Genomic DNA, 16,436 nt, shown 5'->3' on the forward strand with positions numbered 1-16,436 from the left:
TGTTATAATACTGCAGCAAATCCCAAGGATTTGCGCTGGCGCGGGGTGGAGCAGCCCGGTAGCTCGTCAGGCTCATAACCTGAAGGCCGCAGGTTCAAATCCTGCCCCCGCAACCAAATCTTCCAAAATAATCAACACATAAAAGCCCCGGACCGCAAAACGGCCGGGGCTTTGCTGTTTTTACCAGATGGCATTGCCGACGCAAGATTTGACGTTGGGAACCATTGCAGCAGACTCAGCCTCGGTTGCGACCACGCCTGCTCCTCGGGCCATGATGCCGGCCTTCTCGTCCCGCGAGGAACTGACGACCCTGCGCGAAACCTGCGGATCGGATTTTCAGGCCCTGTGCCGCATTGCAATAGCTGCTGGTGCACAATTAACTGTGTCGAAGCTCACCCTCGGCGGATGCCATGACGTGGCTAAGGTTTCCCGAGGCGTTCGATGGCAGACTGTAGAGGTGCATCCGAAACATGGACCAGCCCGACATAGGGATTCGCCATATCCGAAATCAGGAAGATCGCGCCCGCGACGGACAGGGCGCAAACAAGCAGAATTGACAGCACCGTCGGATTGGTCGGTGCCTGCAGCCCGAAGGTCGTAAAAAGCAGCGCGAGCCAACAGACGAGAACGGTAAGGAAGGCCCAGGGCAAACCCTCTTTACCGGATTCGACGAGCAGCCAGTGGGTCTCGGCCACCATGCCGCTCACTTCCAGAGCACGCGAGTGGAGAGAGCGCTGCCCCGCATCCTTCGGCGTCAGGGATCGAAGGTCGGCCTGAACCGCCTCTATATCCTGATATTCTCCCCGCGCCTTGGCGGATGGCTCGTCGGTGGTCTCGGCAGACCAGCCGCGGCTCAGTCGTTTCTCGATGAGTTCACGCAACAATTGACGCGCCTTGTCGGTTTCCGGCCCGTATTGCGCCATGACGCGGTCAAGCAGCAGTATCCGTGCGGCCGCCGTTCTCATCTCCACTTCGGCGTTGTCGTAGGTCGACTTGGCAGATGCAATCAAAAGGCCGAGCGCCAGGGCCGACAGCGTTCCCACCACTGCGGTCGCCAGCCTGATGACGTCCTTGGATTCTGCATTGAGATGGTGATCCGGCAAGCGGGCACGCACCAACAATCCTATCGACGTCGCCATCGACAGAAATAGAAATACAAGCCCGCCAACCAACAGTGAGCCCAAGTCCGGTCTCCGTATCGCCACGTAGGTCCTGCAGCCGCCGCGATTGCTTGCAAGCTGTGCAATAGCTCCCGTCATCATAGCGGAAGATAGATCAAGCGCGGAACTCTCTACTTTCCTGATCTCGCGTGGCCGCCATCGGGCGGGTTTCATTGCTGGAAAATCAGCAAAACGTAAGCCAGGAAAAGCACCAGATGGACAGCGCCTTGCATGAGATGCGTGCGGCCGCTGGCAAAGGTGATGATGCTGACGGCAAGAGTGAGCAGGAGCATCACCAGATCTCCATGTTCCAGGCCGAGGGTTACCGGGTGCCCGTAAAGACGGCTGATGACAAGCATTGCCGGCACGGTCAGCCCGATCGTCGACAATACCGAACCAAGGAAGATGTTGACGGCGCGCTGAAGATTGTTGGCGATGGATGCACGCACGGCGCTTATTGCCTCGGGCGTCGCGACAAGGATGGCCATGACAACACCGCCAAATGCGGTTGGGGCATGCAGGGTTTCGATAATGTAATCGATCGGCCGGGCAAGCTGTTCGACGAGAAAGACGACGGGAGCCATATAGGCGAATAGCAGAATGGCATGAGGCCAGACCGGACCATGACGAGGGACACGTTCGCTGATGGACTCGTGACGGTTGCTGTCGTCAGTGAAATAGTCCCGATGGCGGCCGGCCTGAAGAAACAGAAACGTAGCGTAAAGGCCGACCGATATTATACCCAATATCAGCTGCCTCGTTGCGGATGGATGCTGTCCGTCCGGGCCTGCAAGAAATGTCGGCATCACCAGGCTCAGGGTCGCCAGCGGTACGATGACCCCGAGATAGGCGTTGGCGCCCTGCAGATTATGTTGCTGTTCCGGTCGCCGCCATGCGCCCAGCAGCAAGGACAGGCCGACCATGCCGTTCAGGATGATCATGACGACTGCGAACAGGGTGTCGCGCGCCAGCGTGGGATTGTTCTCGCCATGAAGCATGACGGCGGATATCGCCATCACTTCGATCGAGGTGATGGCGAGCGTCAGAATGAGCGTGCCGTAAGGCTCCTTCAGCCGCTCTGCCAGATGATCCGCGTGCCGCACCACCGACAGAGCGGAGCCGAGGACGGCAGCGAACAGCCACGCAAAAACGACAGTGAACCAAAGCGGATCGGAAAGCTGCCCGAAGAGTTGCTCCTGGAAAACAAGAAACGCCAAGCTCGTCGCGACGCTGACGCCCAGGAACCATTCCTCGCGTATCAGGCTGCTTGCGCCGACAGCGCGCAATGCCGGACCGTCCGTCATCGAAACCACCCGCCTTCTGGCAAATGCCGCCGCAATCCGATCCTCAAGACCATTGTGTCCGCCCGCTGTCTTGTGCCCGTCACAAGAGCAGGCGGAGACGAGGCTGCCTCAAGGCGAACCGAACCTCAAGCCAGATCGTGTGTCACTGACTAAAACTTGCAGGTCTCTGTCGTCTCATCACCCATTGCTCCCGACAAAGGAACTGCCGCCGAAACGGAGGGCAAGGCGAGGCCGGCCAAAGCTCGGCGCGGCGGTTGCAGCGCGTTTCGACGGCGGCTCACGCCGCGTCTTCCACTATTCGCGGCCGGTGGCGGGGATTGCTGCGCCAGTGACGACGGCTGCGGCCGGCGAAATCAGGAAGGCGATGAGGCGGGCGATCGATTGCGGCGATACCCAGCCGTCCGTCTTCGCATCAGGCATGGCCGCACGGTTCTCAGGCGTGTCGATCGTCCCGGGCAGGATACAGTTGGCGGTGATGCGGTCGTCGCGGCATTCGGCAGCGATCGCCTCGGTCAGCCGGATGACGGCGGCTTTAGAGGCGGCGTAAGCAGCCTGCTTGGCGCCAGCCTTCAGGCCGGGCGCGGCGGCGACATGAACGATGCGGCCGTAGCCGGCCGCCTTCATCGTCGGGATAACCGAGGCGCTGATTGTCAGCGCGGTGCGGGCGTTTGCGGTCATCATCGTCTCCCACTGCGCGGGCGCCTCCGGCCCGACCGGCCCCATCTGGAAACCGCCGACGGTGTTGACCAACGCGCTCACGCCGCCAAAGCGCTTGACGGCCCGAGCGACAGCGGCGGCGCATGAAGCATAATCAGTGAGATCCGTTCCCGCGACCGACAGAAACTCGGTGGAGGCAGGAAGATCGCTGGCTAAGGCTTCCAGCTCACTGCTCGAACGGTTCATGCAGACGAGTTTTGCGCCGGCGTTGGCAAGCTCGCGGACAACGGCGCTGCCGAGGTTGCCGCCGGCTCCCGTGACGATCACGGCTTTCTGGTCTTTCATGGCAATCGATCTCCCGACGGTGCCCGCGCTGGACAGTGCCGCGCATTGTTGATCCAGGCTGCGCGGCAGCGCAAGCCCCCGCCCAAGACAAGTCAGATGTTTGCGAAACGGCCCCCGGAGCGATCCGCGGGCCGTTCGTCTTTGATCGTCTGGCGGACCTGATTTCAGTGATATTTCGCCCGTTCGCGGTCGAGGATGACAGGCGCGTCGAGACCTGAGATCGGACGGGTGACATCGGCCGGGATATCGCCGCTGAGCTGCAGGTCGAGATAGCGGGCGCAGCAGACCCGCAGGAAGGACGTGAAGTTGCCGAGATCGTGCCCGGCATCGATCGATTCATGATGCAGCCGGGTGATCAGCTGGACGACATTCATGCCGTCGCGCCGGGCGATCTCCTCGAGCTTCGCCCAGAAGAAGTTCTCCAGTCTGACGCTGGTGACCATGCCGTCGATGCGCAGCGACCGGGTGGCGCTTTCCCAGAGCCGAACATCCGCCTTGATAAACAGTTCACACATATCGTCCTCCCCGGTGCCGCCCTCCTCAGGCGGCGTTGGTTTCGAGCAGTGCCGCGGCATCGAGTACGGCCATGAACTGGCGCAGCCACGACGGATGCGCCGGCCAGGCGGGCGCCGTGACCAGATTGCCGTCCGAGACTGCATCGCTGATGGCGATGTCGGCATAAATACCGCCGGCAAGTTCGACTTCCGGCCGGCAGGCCGGATAGGCCGAGCAGGTGCGGCCCTTCAGCACGCCGGCGGCGGCAAGCAGTTGCGCGCCGTGGCAGATGGCGGCGACGGGTTTTCCGGCGTCGAAGAAGTGCCGCACGGATTTGATGACGTCGGCGTTGAGGCGAAGATATTCGGGTGCACGGCCGCCGGGGATGACGAGGGCATCGTAATCTTCGGCGCGCACACTGTCGAAGGTGGCGTTCAGCGCGAAATTATGGCCGCGTTTTTCGGAATAGGTCTGGTCGCCCTCGAAATCGTGGATGGCGGTGGCGACGGTCTCGCCGGCCTTCTTGCCGGGGCAGACGGCATCGACCGTATAGCCGCAGGCGAGCAGCGTCTGGAATGGCACCATCGTTTCGTAATCTTCGGTGAAGTCACCCGTGATCATCAGGATCTTTGAGGCTGGCATCGTTTCCTCCCTTTGAAACCAACTGGCGGAGATTAGCAAAGAGCTGCTGCGAGCAGGTACTATGGGAATACTACAGGCGAAATTCCCACCCGGTGGGCGACAGCATCAGACCGCCCTGACCTTCACATCAGGCACTGCGCAAGCCTCGCCGCCGCCGAAGAGGCGGGAACGGGTGAGGAAGCGCTTCTCGCGGCCGTTGTCGAGCGAGAACATGCCGCCGCGGCCGGGCACGACGTCGATGATCAGCTGCGTATGCTTCCACGCCTCGAACTGGCTGGCGCTGATATAGACCGGCACGCCGCCGATCTCGCCGAGCTTGACGTCGCTGTCGCCGATTATGAATTCGTTAGCCGGATAACACATCGGCGAGGAGCCGTCGCAGCAGCCGCCGGACTGGTGGAAGAGGATATCGGGATGATCCCGCTTGATTTCCGAGATTAAATCGAGGGCTGCGTCGGTTGCAAGAACACGCGGTTCGCCGTTGACCGTCGTTTCCATGGCTGTCTCCTCCAAGACAAGGCCTTCTCCCCACGCCGGGGAGAAGGCCTTTCATAACACCGTTGGCTGCTCTCAGAAGAAGCCGAGGGCCTTCGGGCTGTAGCTCACCAGCATGTTCTTGGTCTGCTGGTAGTGGTCGAGCATCATCTTGTGGGTTTCACGGCCGATGCCTGATTGCTTGTAGCCGCCGAAGGCCGCATGAGCCGGGTAGGCGTGGTAGCAGTTGGTCCAGACGCGGCCGGCCTGGATCTCGCGGCCGAAACGGTAGCAGCGATTGGCGTCGCGGCTCCAGACGCCGGCGCCGAGGCCGTAGAGCGTGTCGTTGGCGATTTCCAGCGCTTCCTTCTCGTTCTTGAAGGTCGTGACCGAAACCACCGGTCCGAAGATCTCCTCCTGGAACACACGCATCTTGTTGTGACCCTTGAAGATCGTCGGCTTGACGTAATAGCCGTTCGCCAGCTCGCCGCCGAGATCGTTGCGCGAGCCGCCGGTCAGCACTTCCGCGCCTTCCTGCTTGCCGATGTCGAGATAGGCGAGGATCTTCTCCATCTGCTCCGTCGAGGCCTGGGCGCCGATCATCGTCGCGGTGTCGAGCGGGTTGCCCTGCTTGATCGCCTCGACGCGCTTGACGGCCTTTTCCATGAAGCGGTCGTAGATCGATTCCTGGACGAGGGCGCGGCTCGGGCAGGTGCAGACTTCGCCCTGGTTGAGGGCAAACATCGCAAAGCCTTCGAGCGCCTTGTCAAGGAAGTCGTCGTCTTCTGCCATCACATCGGCGAAGAAAATGTTCGGCGACTTGCCGCCGAGCTCCAGCGTCACCGGAATGAGGTTCTGACTGGCATATTGCATGATCAGCCGGCCGGTGGTCGTCTCGCCGGTGAAGGCGATCTTGGCGACGCGGGGGCTGGTCGCCAGCGGCTTGCCGGCTTCGAGGCCGAAACCGTTGACGATGTTGAGCACGCCGGGCGGCAGGAGATCGCCGACGAGTTCGGCCCAGAGCAGGATCGAGGCCGGTGTCTGTTCGGCGGGCTTCAGCACGACGCAATTGCCGGCGGCAAGTGCAGGCGCCAGCTTCCAGGTGGCCATCAGGATCGGGAAGTTCCACGGGATGATCTGGCCGACGACGCCGAGCGGCTCATGGAAGTGATAGGCGACGGTATCGTGGTCGATCTCGCCGATCGAACCTTCCTGGGCGCGAATGCAGGAGGCGAAATAGCGGAAGTGGTCGATCGCCAGCGGAATGTCGGCCGCCATGGTTTCGCGGATCGGCTTGCCATTGTCCCAGGTCTCGGCCTGGGCGAGCAATTCCAGCTTGTCTTCCATGCGCTGGGCGATCTTCATGAGGATATTGGAGCGTTCTGCAACCGAGGTGCGACCCCATTTTTCCCTTGCCGCATGAGCGGCGTCGAGTGCGAGGTTGACGTCCTTTTCATTGGAGCGGGGAATGTCGCAGAGTTTGCCGCCGGTGACGGGCGTGAGGTTTTCGAAGTATTTTCCCTCGACCGGCTCGCGCCATTCGCCGCCGATATAGTTGCCGTATTTCAGCTTGAACGGCGACTCGACGATTTTCTGATGAAGCATGTCATCCTCCCTTGATGATCCAGGTTCCCAAACGAACCAGTGGGAGGAAAATGAGCATGTTTTGGCGAATGGAACAGGGCGGATCTGCCATACCGCAGTGCACAGTGTCGCAGACCTGCTACAGCATCGCTTCATGATTGCGGGCGGCGGAACCTAAAGCGTGTTGCGGCTTACCGGATTCAGGGTTCCCTTGGCGTCAGAGTTGTGATTCATTTCTCCCTAGAAGGAGAAGTGTCATGGGCAAGCCGCATCCGTTAGCGCTTCTGAGGCAGTAGGTACAACGAGCACCGCAATGACAAATGCCGTACGGAACCATCCTTGTTGGACGAGAGGTTTAATTTCCGGGGGCTCGCAAGAATGTAGACTTCGTCCTCAAGGAAACTTTATGCTGCAGCAATCGCTTCATCCAGGCGGGCACGACTACTGGCAGTGGTTGACTTTTAGTTGAGACCGTCGTCAAATCGGCCTTAGGGAGTGTGTCAGCGTGCTTGTCCAGCAGGCTGACACTTCATCCATCTGCCGATCAGCTAAAAAGAGCACCGGATTTCTTTGCAACCCAGGTGGCGACGTAATCCATCAAGGCCGGCGATAGGCAGTCATATGGTTCCAGCCCAAGCCCCCGCAAGCGGGCTCGTATGTCGTCCATTCGACTGGGATCGACGCCCGCTTCGATGATGGACGAAACAAAGGCCGCAAATTCAGGTGGAGCCCAGCCGGATTCCTGAAAACGCTCGGGGTGAACGAAGTCCAGCCCCTGGAACGCATGGTCTCGCTCGACCGGGCCATACATGTGCACCCCGCATTCCTTGCAGGCGTGACGTTGGATCAGCGCGCTCGTATCGACCACCTGCAGCTTGTCGCCGTTCTCGAGCACGGCCACCTTGTCATGCGGAACAACCGCAACGACGGAGAAATAGGTCCCTTTGGGCTTCCAGCACTTGGTGCAGCCGCAAACGTGATTGTGAGCGACCTGTCCGTCGACCTTTACCTTGACCGGCCGGTCCGTGCAGGCACAAACAAGCGTGCCGCCGGCAAAGCCGGTGTTGGCGGGTTTCACACCACCATCGACCGCCGGATGAATATGAACTTGACTTTCCATTGCATATTTCCTCCCCTGTTGCGCCGAAACCCATCCGGATCTCCGGATAGTGATTCACTTCGGCTTTGATACGAGCGCCCGGCGGACACGCTCAGTAGATTACGACGCCGCGGATGCTTTCGCCGGCATGCATGAGGTCGAAACCCTTGTTGATGTCCTCGATCGGCATGGTGTGGGTGATCATCGGGTCGATCTGGATCTTGCCTTGCATGTACCAGTCGACGATCTTCGGCACATCGGTGCGCCCGCGCGCGCCGCCGAAGGCGGTGCCCATCCAGTTGCGGCCGGTGACCAGCTGGAACGGACGGGTGGAGATTTCCTGACCGGCGCCGGCAACGCCGATGATAATGGACTTGCCCCAGCCGCGATGGGAAGATTCCAGCGCCTGACGCATCACCTTGGTGTTGCCGGTGCAGTCGAACGTGTAGTCGGCGCCGCCGATCAGGTCGCCGTGGCGCTTCGTCATGTTGACGAGATAGGGCACGATGTCGTCGCCGACCTCCTTCGGATTGACAAAATGCGTCATGCCGAACTTCTCGCCCCATGCCTTGCGGTCAGGGTTGATATCGACGCCGATGATCATGTCGGCACCGGCAAGCTTCAGACCCTGAAGCACGTTGAGGCCGATACCGCCGAGACCGAAGACGATCGCCGTCGCGCCCATCTCGACCTTGGCGGTGTTGATGACGGCGCCGATGCCGGTCGTGACACCGCAGCCGATATAGCAGATCTTGTCGAACGGCGCGTCGGGATTGACCTTGGCAAGGGCGATCTCCGGCAGCACGGTGAAGTTCGAAAAGGTCGAGCAGCCCATATAGTGATGGATCTTGTCCTTGCCGATCGAGAAACGCGAGGTGCCGTCCGGCATCACGCCCTGGCCCTGGGTCGCGCGGATCGAGGTGCAGAGATTGGTCTTGCGCGAGGTACAGGAATAGCATTCGCGGCATTCCGGGGTGTAGAGCGGAATGACGTGGTCGCCCTTCTTCACCGAGGTGACGCCGGGGCCGACATCGACCACGATGCCGGCACCCTCGTGGCCGAGGATTGCCGGGAAGAGGCCTTCCGGATCGGCGCCCGACAAAGTGAAATCATCGGTGTGGCAGATGCCCGTCGCCTTGACCTCCACCAGCACTTCGCTGGCGCGCGGGCCGTCCAGATCGACCTCCATGATCTCTAACGGTTTTCCCGCTCCAACGGCAACGGCAGCACGGGTTTTCATTTCTTTATCCCCTTTTTACGATCATTCCCTCTACGAGCTGGCTCGTCGGGATGTGCCTTCAACAAGCGGCGGCCGTACATCTTCCCAACCATCGACAATCCACGGATCGAGATGCTGACGTATTCCGCTCCCAGCCCGAACATCATTGCGTGATCTTCTGATCATGCTCATCAAGAAGCGGCACGCCATACTCGAGAAGCAGCTTGTTGATTTCGGCCTGGTTGTCCTTGATGAAAGCGTTGAGCGTGCGTTTCCATTGCTGGTCGGAAGGGCGAACGCCCATGGTGATCCGATAGGTCATGCGCTGGCCGCCCTTTTCTCTGATCAACGGCACGATCGACAGATCGGCGTCGGACTTGCGAGCGTAGTAGCCCGCCATCGGTCCCCATATCACGGCAGCGTCGATCACGCCTGACAGCATGTCCTGTATCATGACCTCCGCCATCGACGGCGTGATGCGGGTGTCGACCATGAGCGGATAGATCTTGGCCCTGCGCATGAGTTTTGCTGCCGCCATATTCGCCGACGGCGGCGTCCCCTGGACCACGCCAATCCTCTTGTCGGCAAGCTTCTGGTCGGTCAGCGTTTCCACTCCCCGAAGATCGCCATCCTTCTCATAGAGCAGCACATAGGAGGAGCGATAATAGGCATTGGTATTCTGGACGAGTTCGTCGCCCTGCGCGTATCCCATGATGATATCGCAGCGATTGGCACCAAGCGTATTGCGTACAAAACCGGTAATCGAGGGAAACCACGTATAGGCGACGGAGCCACGTCCCGTGGCGGTGGCAACCAGCTTGGCAAGTTTATCCTCGAAACCTTCGCCGCTTTGGTCGGAGAAAGGCATGTTAGACGGGTCGGCGCAGACCCGCAGGATATCAGGGTCGACCAGTTCGCCAGCGGCCCCAAGTCCGGCATTCTGTGCATGCACAGGCAACGTGGCCAATGCAGCAACGCCCGTGATAATTAGAGCCGCCTTATAATTTGCCTCTCTGCCGCCCCACCCCATGTCATCCACCCATACAAGAGGCTTCGTGGTCCTTCGCCGTTTGCGGCTTGTCTGCCTTCTTGGGCGGTCGACCGCGCGGCGCGTCACCGACGGCTCGGGCCCGCAGATAGACGTAGATGTCGTCAATGTAGCAATAGACGTTCTTGTTGTCGCCAAATGCGGGCATGACGTTTTGCTTGCCGCCGCCGACATTTTTGCGGCCTTCCGCGACGATCGCCAGGAACGCTCCGTAGTCCATGTTTTTCATGGTGTTGACCATCGCAGGCGCATAGCTCGAGCCCACGCCGTCCGGTCCATGACAGACATGGCAGTCGGAATGGTAGCGTCGGTATCCACTGAACGTGTACCAGTCGACCGTCCCGTCTTGCTCGATCTTGAATGTCGGATTGCCCTCCCCATCGAAATATTTCCCATCCTCGTCCTTCACGGCCGCCGCCTTTTCCTTGGTGTCTTGCGCCTGAGCCTGGTCTAAGATCGTCAGAGGGAGAAGGATCATTGCGAAGACCGAAATTGCGTTGCGTAAAAACATCCGAACCCCTTTTTTGTTCGCCACGGACGCCAGTTTGCTGTCGCGATACGACGTTGAGTGCGTTGTGGTTGCGCGATGGCTTCGAGAGCCCAGTCGGTATCCGTGACTGGACTCTCATTTACCTCGGTGGGGCAGGTCTCCTGGAACTCAGTCGGGGAGACCGAAGACAGTAAGCTGGCCGCCCAGCGTCGTATAGTCGGCAAGTGCTGCGTAGCCGCCGACAGCGCCCAGACCAGCCGTGGAGATCGACTTTTCTTCTTCCGTAGGAGCCTTCTTGCCCGCCACCGCCTGCTGCCAGGCTGCGGCGCCTTCGGCGCCTAGAAGACCACCTGCAAGGCCGATGCCCGCCCAACCGCCAATACCCGACAGAACGGCTACATACTGCTTGCCCTTATGCTCGAAGGTGTTGATGTTGCCAATGATGCCCGATGGCGTTTTAAACTTGTAGAGTTCCTTGCCTTCGTTATCGATGGCCTTGATGTAGCCTTCGAGCGTGCCATAGAAGACGACGTCGCCGTCGGTGGCAAGCGCGCCGGACCAGACCGAGAACTGCTCGGGTTTGGACCAGACGATCTCACCCTTGGCTGCATCCCAGGCAATGAAGTTGCCCATGCCGCCATGACTGTCCGGAGCCGGGAACATCGCCACCGTGGCGCCGACATAGGCCTGACCGGCCGTGTAGCCGACCTTGTAAGGTTCATAGTCCATACAGACATGGTTGGTAGGCACGTAGAAGAGACCGGTTTTCGGCGAATAGGCCGCCGGCTGCTGGTCTTTTGTTCCAAGAGCGGCAGGGCAGATACCCGTCGAAACTACGTCCTCCCCGTTCTGCTCGGTCGAGTACTTGGCGACCACCTGCGGGCGGCCGTACTCCTTGCTTTTTGGATCCATGACGACTTCCGTCGCCCAGTTCACCGTCGGATCGTACTTCTTGGCGACGAGAAGCTCGCCATTCACGCGGTCCATGGTGTAGGCGAAACCGTTGCGGTCGAAGTGGACCAGCACATCGTGTTTCTGACCGTTGACGTCCATGCCATCGACAAGGATCATCTCGTTGACGCCGTCAAAGTCCCATTCGTCGTGCGGGGTCATCTGGTAGACCCATTTGGCCATGCCTGTGTCCGCATCACGTGCGAATATGGTCATCGACCACCGGTTGTCACCTGGACGCTGAACGGGGTTCCAGGTCGAGGGATTACCGGTTCCATAGTAAACCAGGTTGAGCTTAGGATCATAGGAAAACCAGCCCCAAGTGGTTCCGCCGCCGGTCTTCCACTGCTCGCCTTCCCAGGTATTGATGCCGGAATCGGCACCGACAGGCTTGCCGAGATGAGTGGTCTTTTCAGGGTCCATCAGCGTCTCGGAATCCGGTCCGGTGGAATAACCCTTCCATGCGAGCGAACCGTCCTTGAGATTGTAGGCCGCTATCCAGCCGCGTACGCCGTATTCCGCGCCCGACACGCCAATGAGCACCTTGTCCTTAAAGACCATCGGTGCGGCGGTGCCGGATTCGCCCTTGCTGGCATCGGTCTCGGCGTTCTTCACCGACCACACGACCTTGCCAGTCTTGGCGTCAAGCGCGACGACCGTCGTGTCAGCTTGATTTAGGATTATCTTGCCATCGCCGTAGGCGACGCCACGGTTAACCGTGTCGCAACACATGATCGAGATGACGTTAGGATCCTGCTTGGGCTCGTATTTCCAGAGGATCTTGCCGTCGTTATTAAGATCCAAGGCATAGACTGTGTTGGGGAAGGGCGCATGGACATACATCACGTCGCCGATTACCAGCGGTCCGCCCTCGTGACCACGCAGGACACCTGTCGAGAAGGTCCACTTAACCTGCAGATCCTTCACATTCTCCTTCGTGATCTGGTTGAGCTTGGAATAACGCTGATTGGCATAATCGCCCGTCGGCATCGCCCAGTTCTTCGCGTCGGACGCAAGTGTCATGAGTTCTTCATTGGCCAACGCAGTTCCAGCAACGGCCACTGTCAAAAATCCAGCGGCGGTCAGCGGCAGATATATGTATTTTCCCAGGATGCGCATGCGAAGTCCTCCCGATGTTGATTTTCATCCGAGGCTCGTCACCACCAACCTCGGGTGACCACAAAGGCCAGCCCAAGCGTTCCGCTTGTCTATGGGACATACGCTTCCGTCAGCCCGTCACGGTTCGACCAGATGGCAGAGGGCACCATTATTGCCATCTCGGTCAACTACGAAACCTTGCCACTCCCATTCGGCAAAGCCTTGAAGACGGAAAACTCAAACACAATAATCCGTTCCAAAGGAGTAAGCAATAATAAACACATGCGTTGTCCTGTCAGTAAAAATGTTGCAATGCGAAGAATTAATGCTGCATCGCATTAATTTTCTTCCCTCCAGTGGCCATAATGGCGCGAAAGAATTCGCATAGTACTTGTTGCACATGCCCCCATACTGGGAATAGATGCGGTAGTATTCGGATCCGCGTCGGAGGTTATGGTGCTTACTGAGGTCCTACGAGCTATCTTCGCCCTGACTGCACTCACGGGTTCGGTCACCGTATCCTGGGCCGCCACTTACCCTACGGTGGCAATCGTGGACTACGTCTATGGCTGCATGAAAGCCAATGGAGAAACACGTGCAGCTCTCGAAAATTGTTCGTGCTCGATCGACATCATCGCCTCGATCGTTCCATATGAACGTTACGAGGCGGCAGAGACCTTCCGGAGCCTTGGACTCCAGACCGGCGAGAGGGGTGTGCTGTTCCGGGAGAGTGCGCCGGCAAAGTCTGCAACCACAGAACTGAGACGCGCTCAGGCGGAGGCAGACGTCCGCTGTTTCTAAAAGCGCGTGCGGGCCTTTCCCTGGCAACCGCTTTCGCGGGAGGACGGGACCACCGACATAGCGCGCCAAATCAGCCGGCGTCCGGAAACCGCGTCCTAAAATCCGAAACCAGATTGTCCAGCGCCTGGACGTCGCGCGCCTTGCGCTCGATGTCAACGTCGAAAATGCCGAGCGCATGGGCCGGCCGTGGTGACAGCACGATTACGCGATCGGCCAGCAGAAGTGCTTCCCGCAAATTGTGGGTCACCATCAGAGCAGTGGTGGGCCTCGCCGACCACACCGTCATCAGAAGGCGCCGCAATTTGTCGGCCGTGAGTTCGTCGAGCGAGGCGAAAGGCTCGTCCAGTAAGAGGATCGCCGGTTCTGTGGCAAAGGCACGCGCGAGGGCGGCGCGACGCGCAAGGCCGAGCGAAAGCTCCGAAGGATAGAGCGACCGCATTGCAGTGAGACCCAGAATGTCGAATAGCTCGTCCAAGGCCATCTCTCGCGTGCCGCGAGACAGCACAAGGCGAACATTCTGCTCCACCGTTCGCCAGGGAAGAAGCACCGGCTCCTGGAATACTGCGGCGATACGATTGGAGCCGCCTTTGGGCAACTGATAGCTGCCAGAAAAATCCTGATCGAGCCCGAGCAGGATACGCAAGGTCGTGGTCTTGCCGCAGCCCGAAGGCCCAAGTAAACAGGCAAACTCACCCTGCCGTACCTCGAAGGAAAGTCCGCGCAGGGCATCAATGGTCACGCCCTCAGCCGATCGGAACGTCTTCTCCGTAATGTCGACTTTAAGCGGGGCGGCGGCGCCAACGTGTTGCATGTCGTTCAAATGGCTGCACCAGAAGGAGTTCGATCAACAGCATAATGGCAACGAAGGCCAGCGAATAGGCGAGGATGGCAGCTACATCGAATATCTGGAAGTGAAGATAGATCTGGAAGCCGACACCATTGGAACGACCGAGCAACTCAACAACGAGCACGATCTTCCAGATCAGCGCAATACCGGATCGGGAAGCGGCCGCGAAATAAGGTTGCAACTGCGGCATCAATGTATGGCGGATCCTGTCGAGCAAACTGAGGCGATAGACCTTTGCCATTTCGGCGTACCGGGGATCCAGGGCACGCGCACCCTCGCGCATGGTGACCACGACGTTGGGTATCTTGTTGATCGCCACCGCGCTAATCGCCGCCGCTTCCGTCAGGCCGAACCAGATGTAGGCAAGAACGATGACGACCAGTGCGGGGAGGTTGAGAAAAAGGACAAGCCACGGATTGAAGAAAGAATCCACCCGCCGGTGCATACCGAGCAGGACGCCGATGACCGATCCGGCCAGCATCGCAACAACATACGCGGCGCCAACACGGGACAGCGTCATGGCGAGATGATATGCGAGATCGCCGCTTGCCGCCTCCTTGACCAACACGCTCCAGACTTGCGTCGGAAGCGGAAACGCGCGGTTTGGCCAAATCCCGGCCGCGAGGTTCCAGAGCAGGCATAACCCGACCAGGGACGTCAAGGCCGTTGCTGCCGGCAGAAGACCATGAGAGATGATGGGCGCGCGCCGACCTACAGTTGCCCCATTTTCCCGTCCGACTCTTGTTGTCATGTCTTCAAAGCCCAGAACGTTCCCGGAGCCATCTGCCGCGCCTCCCCAACAAGCTTCTCCCCGCCCAGTTCGGCTAGAATTTCGTACAGCTTGGCGGCATCTCTCTCCTCCTCTGCGAGCGGCCTATTCGGAATGCCTTCGCGGTAGCGATCGCGCAGCATTTCGAGTTCCCTGCCTTCGGCGCGCACGATCGGTGCCAGCCGCTGCCATTCAGCGTCCGATCTAGCCAGTAGCTTCTTGGCCTCACCGCTTGCTCGGAGGAAATTCATGGCCAAATCAGGATTTTCGTTCGCCCATTTTTCGTGAAAAACGTAACCGAGCGCCGAAACAGGCCCCGATGCCCCGAGCGCCTTGGCGGCATCGTCAGCGCCGATGAGGCGGCGAAAGCCATTCACCTCCAGCCGGGCGCAGAAATGCCAGAAGTTCAGCACCGCATCGAGTTCGCCGGAAACCGCCTTTTCCGACAGCAGAGGCGGCGCGCCGAAAACGACCTCGCTTTCCCGGGTCAAGTCGATCTTGTGATCACGCCGGGCAAGGCCCTGGATCAGAAGCCAGCTCTTGTCGAGTGGCCCACCAGTCACGCCGATTTTCTTTCCGGCGAGGTCGGGGATGGCACGAATGGGCGCATCCTCCTTGACCATGATGGCGCCAACCGCAGTCGAATAGGGTGCGAGAGTGAGATCAGCGCCCTGCGAACGCTGGCGCGACACCCATAGCCAATCGGAAACGATGATGTTGAGATCGCCTGCCAACATGGCAACATTGGTAGCGTCTTCGCCTGCGAAATAGACGATCTCCACGTCAATCCCGCTGGCGGCATCAAACTGGTTGTGCTTGATAGTGTCGAGTTCCCAGTTCACCGTCCCGAACTTCAGGACACCGACCCGTATCTTCGGCGCGGTGGGCTTGGCCAAGGCATGGAAGCTCAAGGGGCTTGTCGCAGCCAGCAAGGCTGCTCCGCAGATCGCGCGCCTCGATATGTTCATCATGCCACCTCCCAGCAAAATGTTTTGCAGCGGCGTCATATTTCCCTGCTGTTGCTAGGAAAGACGCATGTCCAACGGACGATCTTCAGTGACGGATGGCTTCCCGACCACTTTGCAATATGCGCCGGCGCTAAGGTCATGCATTGGATAAGCGAGCCGCGGCTTTCAAAATATAGATGTTCGGCGCGACAACTCGTCGGGTTGGCCAACACGCAGACGGTCAGGACGAGATCGACGAGGTTCAATTGAGCACCTTTCACTGCATCACTGCGCACAGAAGACCCCTGACTGCCATGCTTCGCGTGCCGTCCGGTTGCTGGCTTTCACAAGGTGCCCGAAGGAAAACCGGCGTTAAGCATACGCGTGCCACAAAGACGCGTCAATCATTCTGCGAGAAAACGGCGCCTGCCGCTGTCGGGGAATGTCCAAATTAAATCGCCGCCAATGTCATTGCCCACCTGATGCAATTCCCGAATAGAGCCCCG

Annotated in this window: 16 protein-coding genes and 1 tRNA gene; 2 read left to right on the top strand and 15 right to left on the bottom strand. The window is 59.4% G+C overall.

Going from position 1 to position 16,436, the window contains the following annotated elements:
- The first annotated feature begins 39 nt into the window (after nt 1–39).
- Nucleotides 40–116: transfer RNA gene (locus B5P46_RS21965), tRNA-Met, on the top strand.
- A gap of 303 nt (nt 117–419) precedes the next feature.
- Here B5P46_RS21965 and B5P46_RS21970 read toward each other — a convergent pair.
- The 12 genes from B5P46_RS21970 to B5P46_RS22025 all read right to left on the bottom strand — a co-directional run bounded on the left by B5P46_RS21970 (nt 420) and on the right by B5P46_RS22025 (nt 12,587).
- A complete protein-coding gene (locus B5P46_RS21970; protein ID WP_129420607.1) occupies nt 420–1,184 on the bottom strand; it encodes a DUF4239 domain-containing protein in 765 nt (254 codons plus the stop codon).
- A gap of 146 nt (nt 1,185–1,330) precedes the next feature.
- On the bottom strand, nt 1,331–2,464 hold the full coding sequence (locus B5P46_RS21975; protein ID WP_129420582.1) for a calcium:proton antiporter: 1,134 nt from the start codon (nt 2,462–2,464) through the stop codon (nt 1,331–1,333).
- A 294-nt stretch (nt 2,465–2,758) separates the two neighbouring features.
- Entirely contained in the window at nt 2,759–3,466 is a 708-nt protein-coding gene (locus tag B5P46_RS21980) for an SDR family NAD(P)-dependent oxidoreductase (RefSeq protein ID WP_129420583.1), read from the bottom strand.
- A gap of 164 nt (nt 3,467–3,630) precedes the next feature.
- The gene (locus tag B5P46_RS21985; protein WP_129420584.1) at nt 3,631–3,981 is read right to left on the bottom strand and encodes a ribbon-helix-helix domain-containing protein; all 351 of its coding nucleotides are present in this window, start codon (nt 3,979–3,981) and stop codon (nt 3,631–3,633) included.
- A gap of 25 nt (nt 3,982–4,006) precedes the next feature.
- Nucleotides 4,007–4,603, bottom strand: a complete 597-nt coding sequence (locus tag B5P46_RS21990) for a DJ-1/PfpI family protein (protein WP_028759016.1) — start codon at nt 4,601–4,603, stop codon at nt 4,007–4,009.
- Between the two features lie 105 nt (nt 4,604–4,708).
- Complete coding sequence (locus B5P46_RS21995; RefSeq protein ID WP_129420585.1) at nt 4,709–5,101, bottom strand: DUF779 domain-containing protein; 393 nt, start codon at nt 5,099–5,101, stop codon at nt 4,709–4,711.
- 72 nt (nt 5,102–5,173) lie between these two features.
- Complete coding sequence (adh, locus tag B5P46_RS22000) at nt 5,174–6,682, bottom strand: aldehyde dehydrogenase (RefSeq protein WP_129420586.1); 1,509 nt, start codon at nt 6,680–6,682, stop codon at nt 5,174–5,176.
- 523 nt (nt 6,683–7,205) lie between these two features.
- Nucleotides 7,206–7,781 carry an S-(hydroxymethyl)glutathione synthase gene (gene gfa, locus B5P46_RS22005; protein ID WP_129420587.1) on the bottom strand — a complete coding sequence of 192 codons (576 nt, stop codon included), beginning with the start codon at nt 7,779–7,781 and terminating at the stop codon, nt 7,206–7,208.
- Nucleotides 7,782–7,872: 91 nt separating this feature from the next.
- A complete protein-coding gene (locus tag B5P46_RS22010; protein WP_129420588.1) occupies nt 7,873–9,000 on the bottom strand; it encodes an S-(hydroxymethyl)glutathione dehydrogenase/class III alcohol dehydrogenase in 1,128 nt (375 codons plus the stop codon).
- A 142-nt stretch (nt 9,001–9,142) separates the two neighbouring features.
- Nucleotides 9,143–10,009, bottom strand: coding sequence for a substrate-binding domain-containing protein (locus B5P46_RS22015; RefSeq protein ID WP_129420608.1), 867 nt, complete (start codon nt 10,007–10,009; stop codon nt 9,143–9,145).
- A 1-nt stretch (nt 10,010) separates the two neighbouring features.
- Complete coding sequence (locus tag B5P46_RS22020; protein WP_129420609.1) at nt 10,011–10,538, bottom strand: c-type cytochrome, methanol metabolism-related; 528 nt, start codon at nt 10,536–10,538, stop codon at nt 10,011–10,013.
- Between the two features lie 147 nt (nt 10,539–10,685).
- Nucleotides 10,686–12,587, bottom strand: a complete 1,902-nt coding sequence (locus B5P46_RS22025; protein WP_129420589.1) for a methanol/ethanol family PQQ-dependent dehydrogenase — start codon at nt 12,585–12,587, stop codon at nt 10,686–10,688.
- A 432-nt stretch (nt 12,588–13,019) separates the two neighbouring features.
- Here B5P46_RS22025 and B5P46_RS35040 point away from each other — a divergent pair, with 432 nt between their 5' ends.
- The gene (locus tag B5P46_RS35040; protein ID WP_432431481.1) at nt 13,020–13,367 is read left to right on the top strand and encodes a hypothetical protein; all 348 of its coding nucleotides are present in this window, start codon (nt 13,020–13,022) and stop codon (nt 13,365–13,367) included.
- 70 nt (nt 13,368–13,437) lie between these two features.
- Here the strand turns inward: B5P46_RS35040 and B5P46_RS22035 are convergent, their stop codons facing one another.
- The 3 genes from B5P46_RS22035 to B5P46_RS22045 all read right to left on the bottom strand — a co-directional run bounded on the left by B5P46_RS22035 (nt 13,438) and on the right by B5P46_RS22045 (nt 15,954).
- On the bottom strand, nt 13,438–14,178 hold the full coding sequence (locus tag B5P46_RS22035; protein WP_129420610.1) for an ABC transporter ATP-binding protein: 741 nt from the start codon (nt 14,176–14,178) through the stop codon (nt 13,438–13,440).
- Nucleotides 14,147–14,875 carry an ABC transporter permease gene (locus B5P46_RS22040; RefSeq protein WP_432431482.1) on the bottom strand — a complete coding sequence of 243 codons (729 nt, stop codon included), beginning with the start codon at nt 14,873–14,875 and terminating at the stop codon, nt 14,147–14,149. The genes B5P46_RS22035 and B5P46_RS22040 overlap by 32 nt, the downstream gene beginning before the upstream one ends.
- Before the next feature lie 86 nt (nt 14,876–14,961).
- Entirely contained in the window at nt 14,962–15,954 is a 993-nt protein-coding gene (locus tag B5P46_RS22045; protein ID WP_245456231.1) for an ABC transporter substrate-binding protein, read from the bottom strand.
- Nucleotides 15,955–16,436: the final 482 nt, after the last annotated feature.

The organism is Rhizobium leguminosarum (assembly GCF_004123835.1).
GTDB classification, from domain to species: domain Bacteria; phylum Pseudomonadota; class Alphaproteobacteria; order Rhizobiales; family Rhizobiaceae; genus Rhizobium; species Rhizobium leguminosarum_M.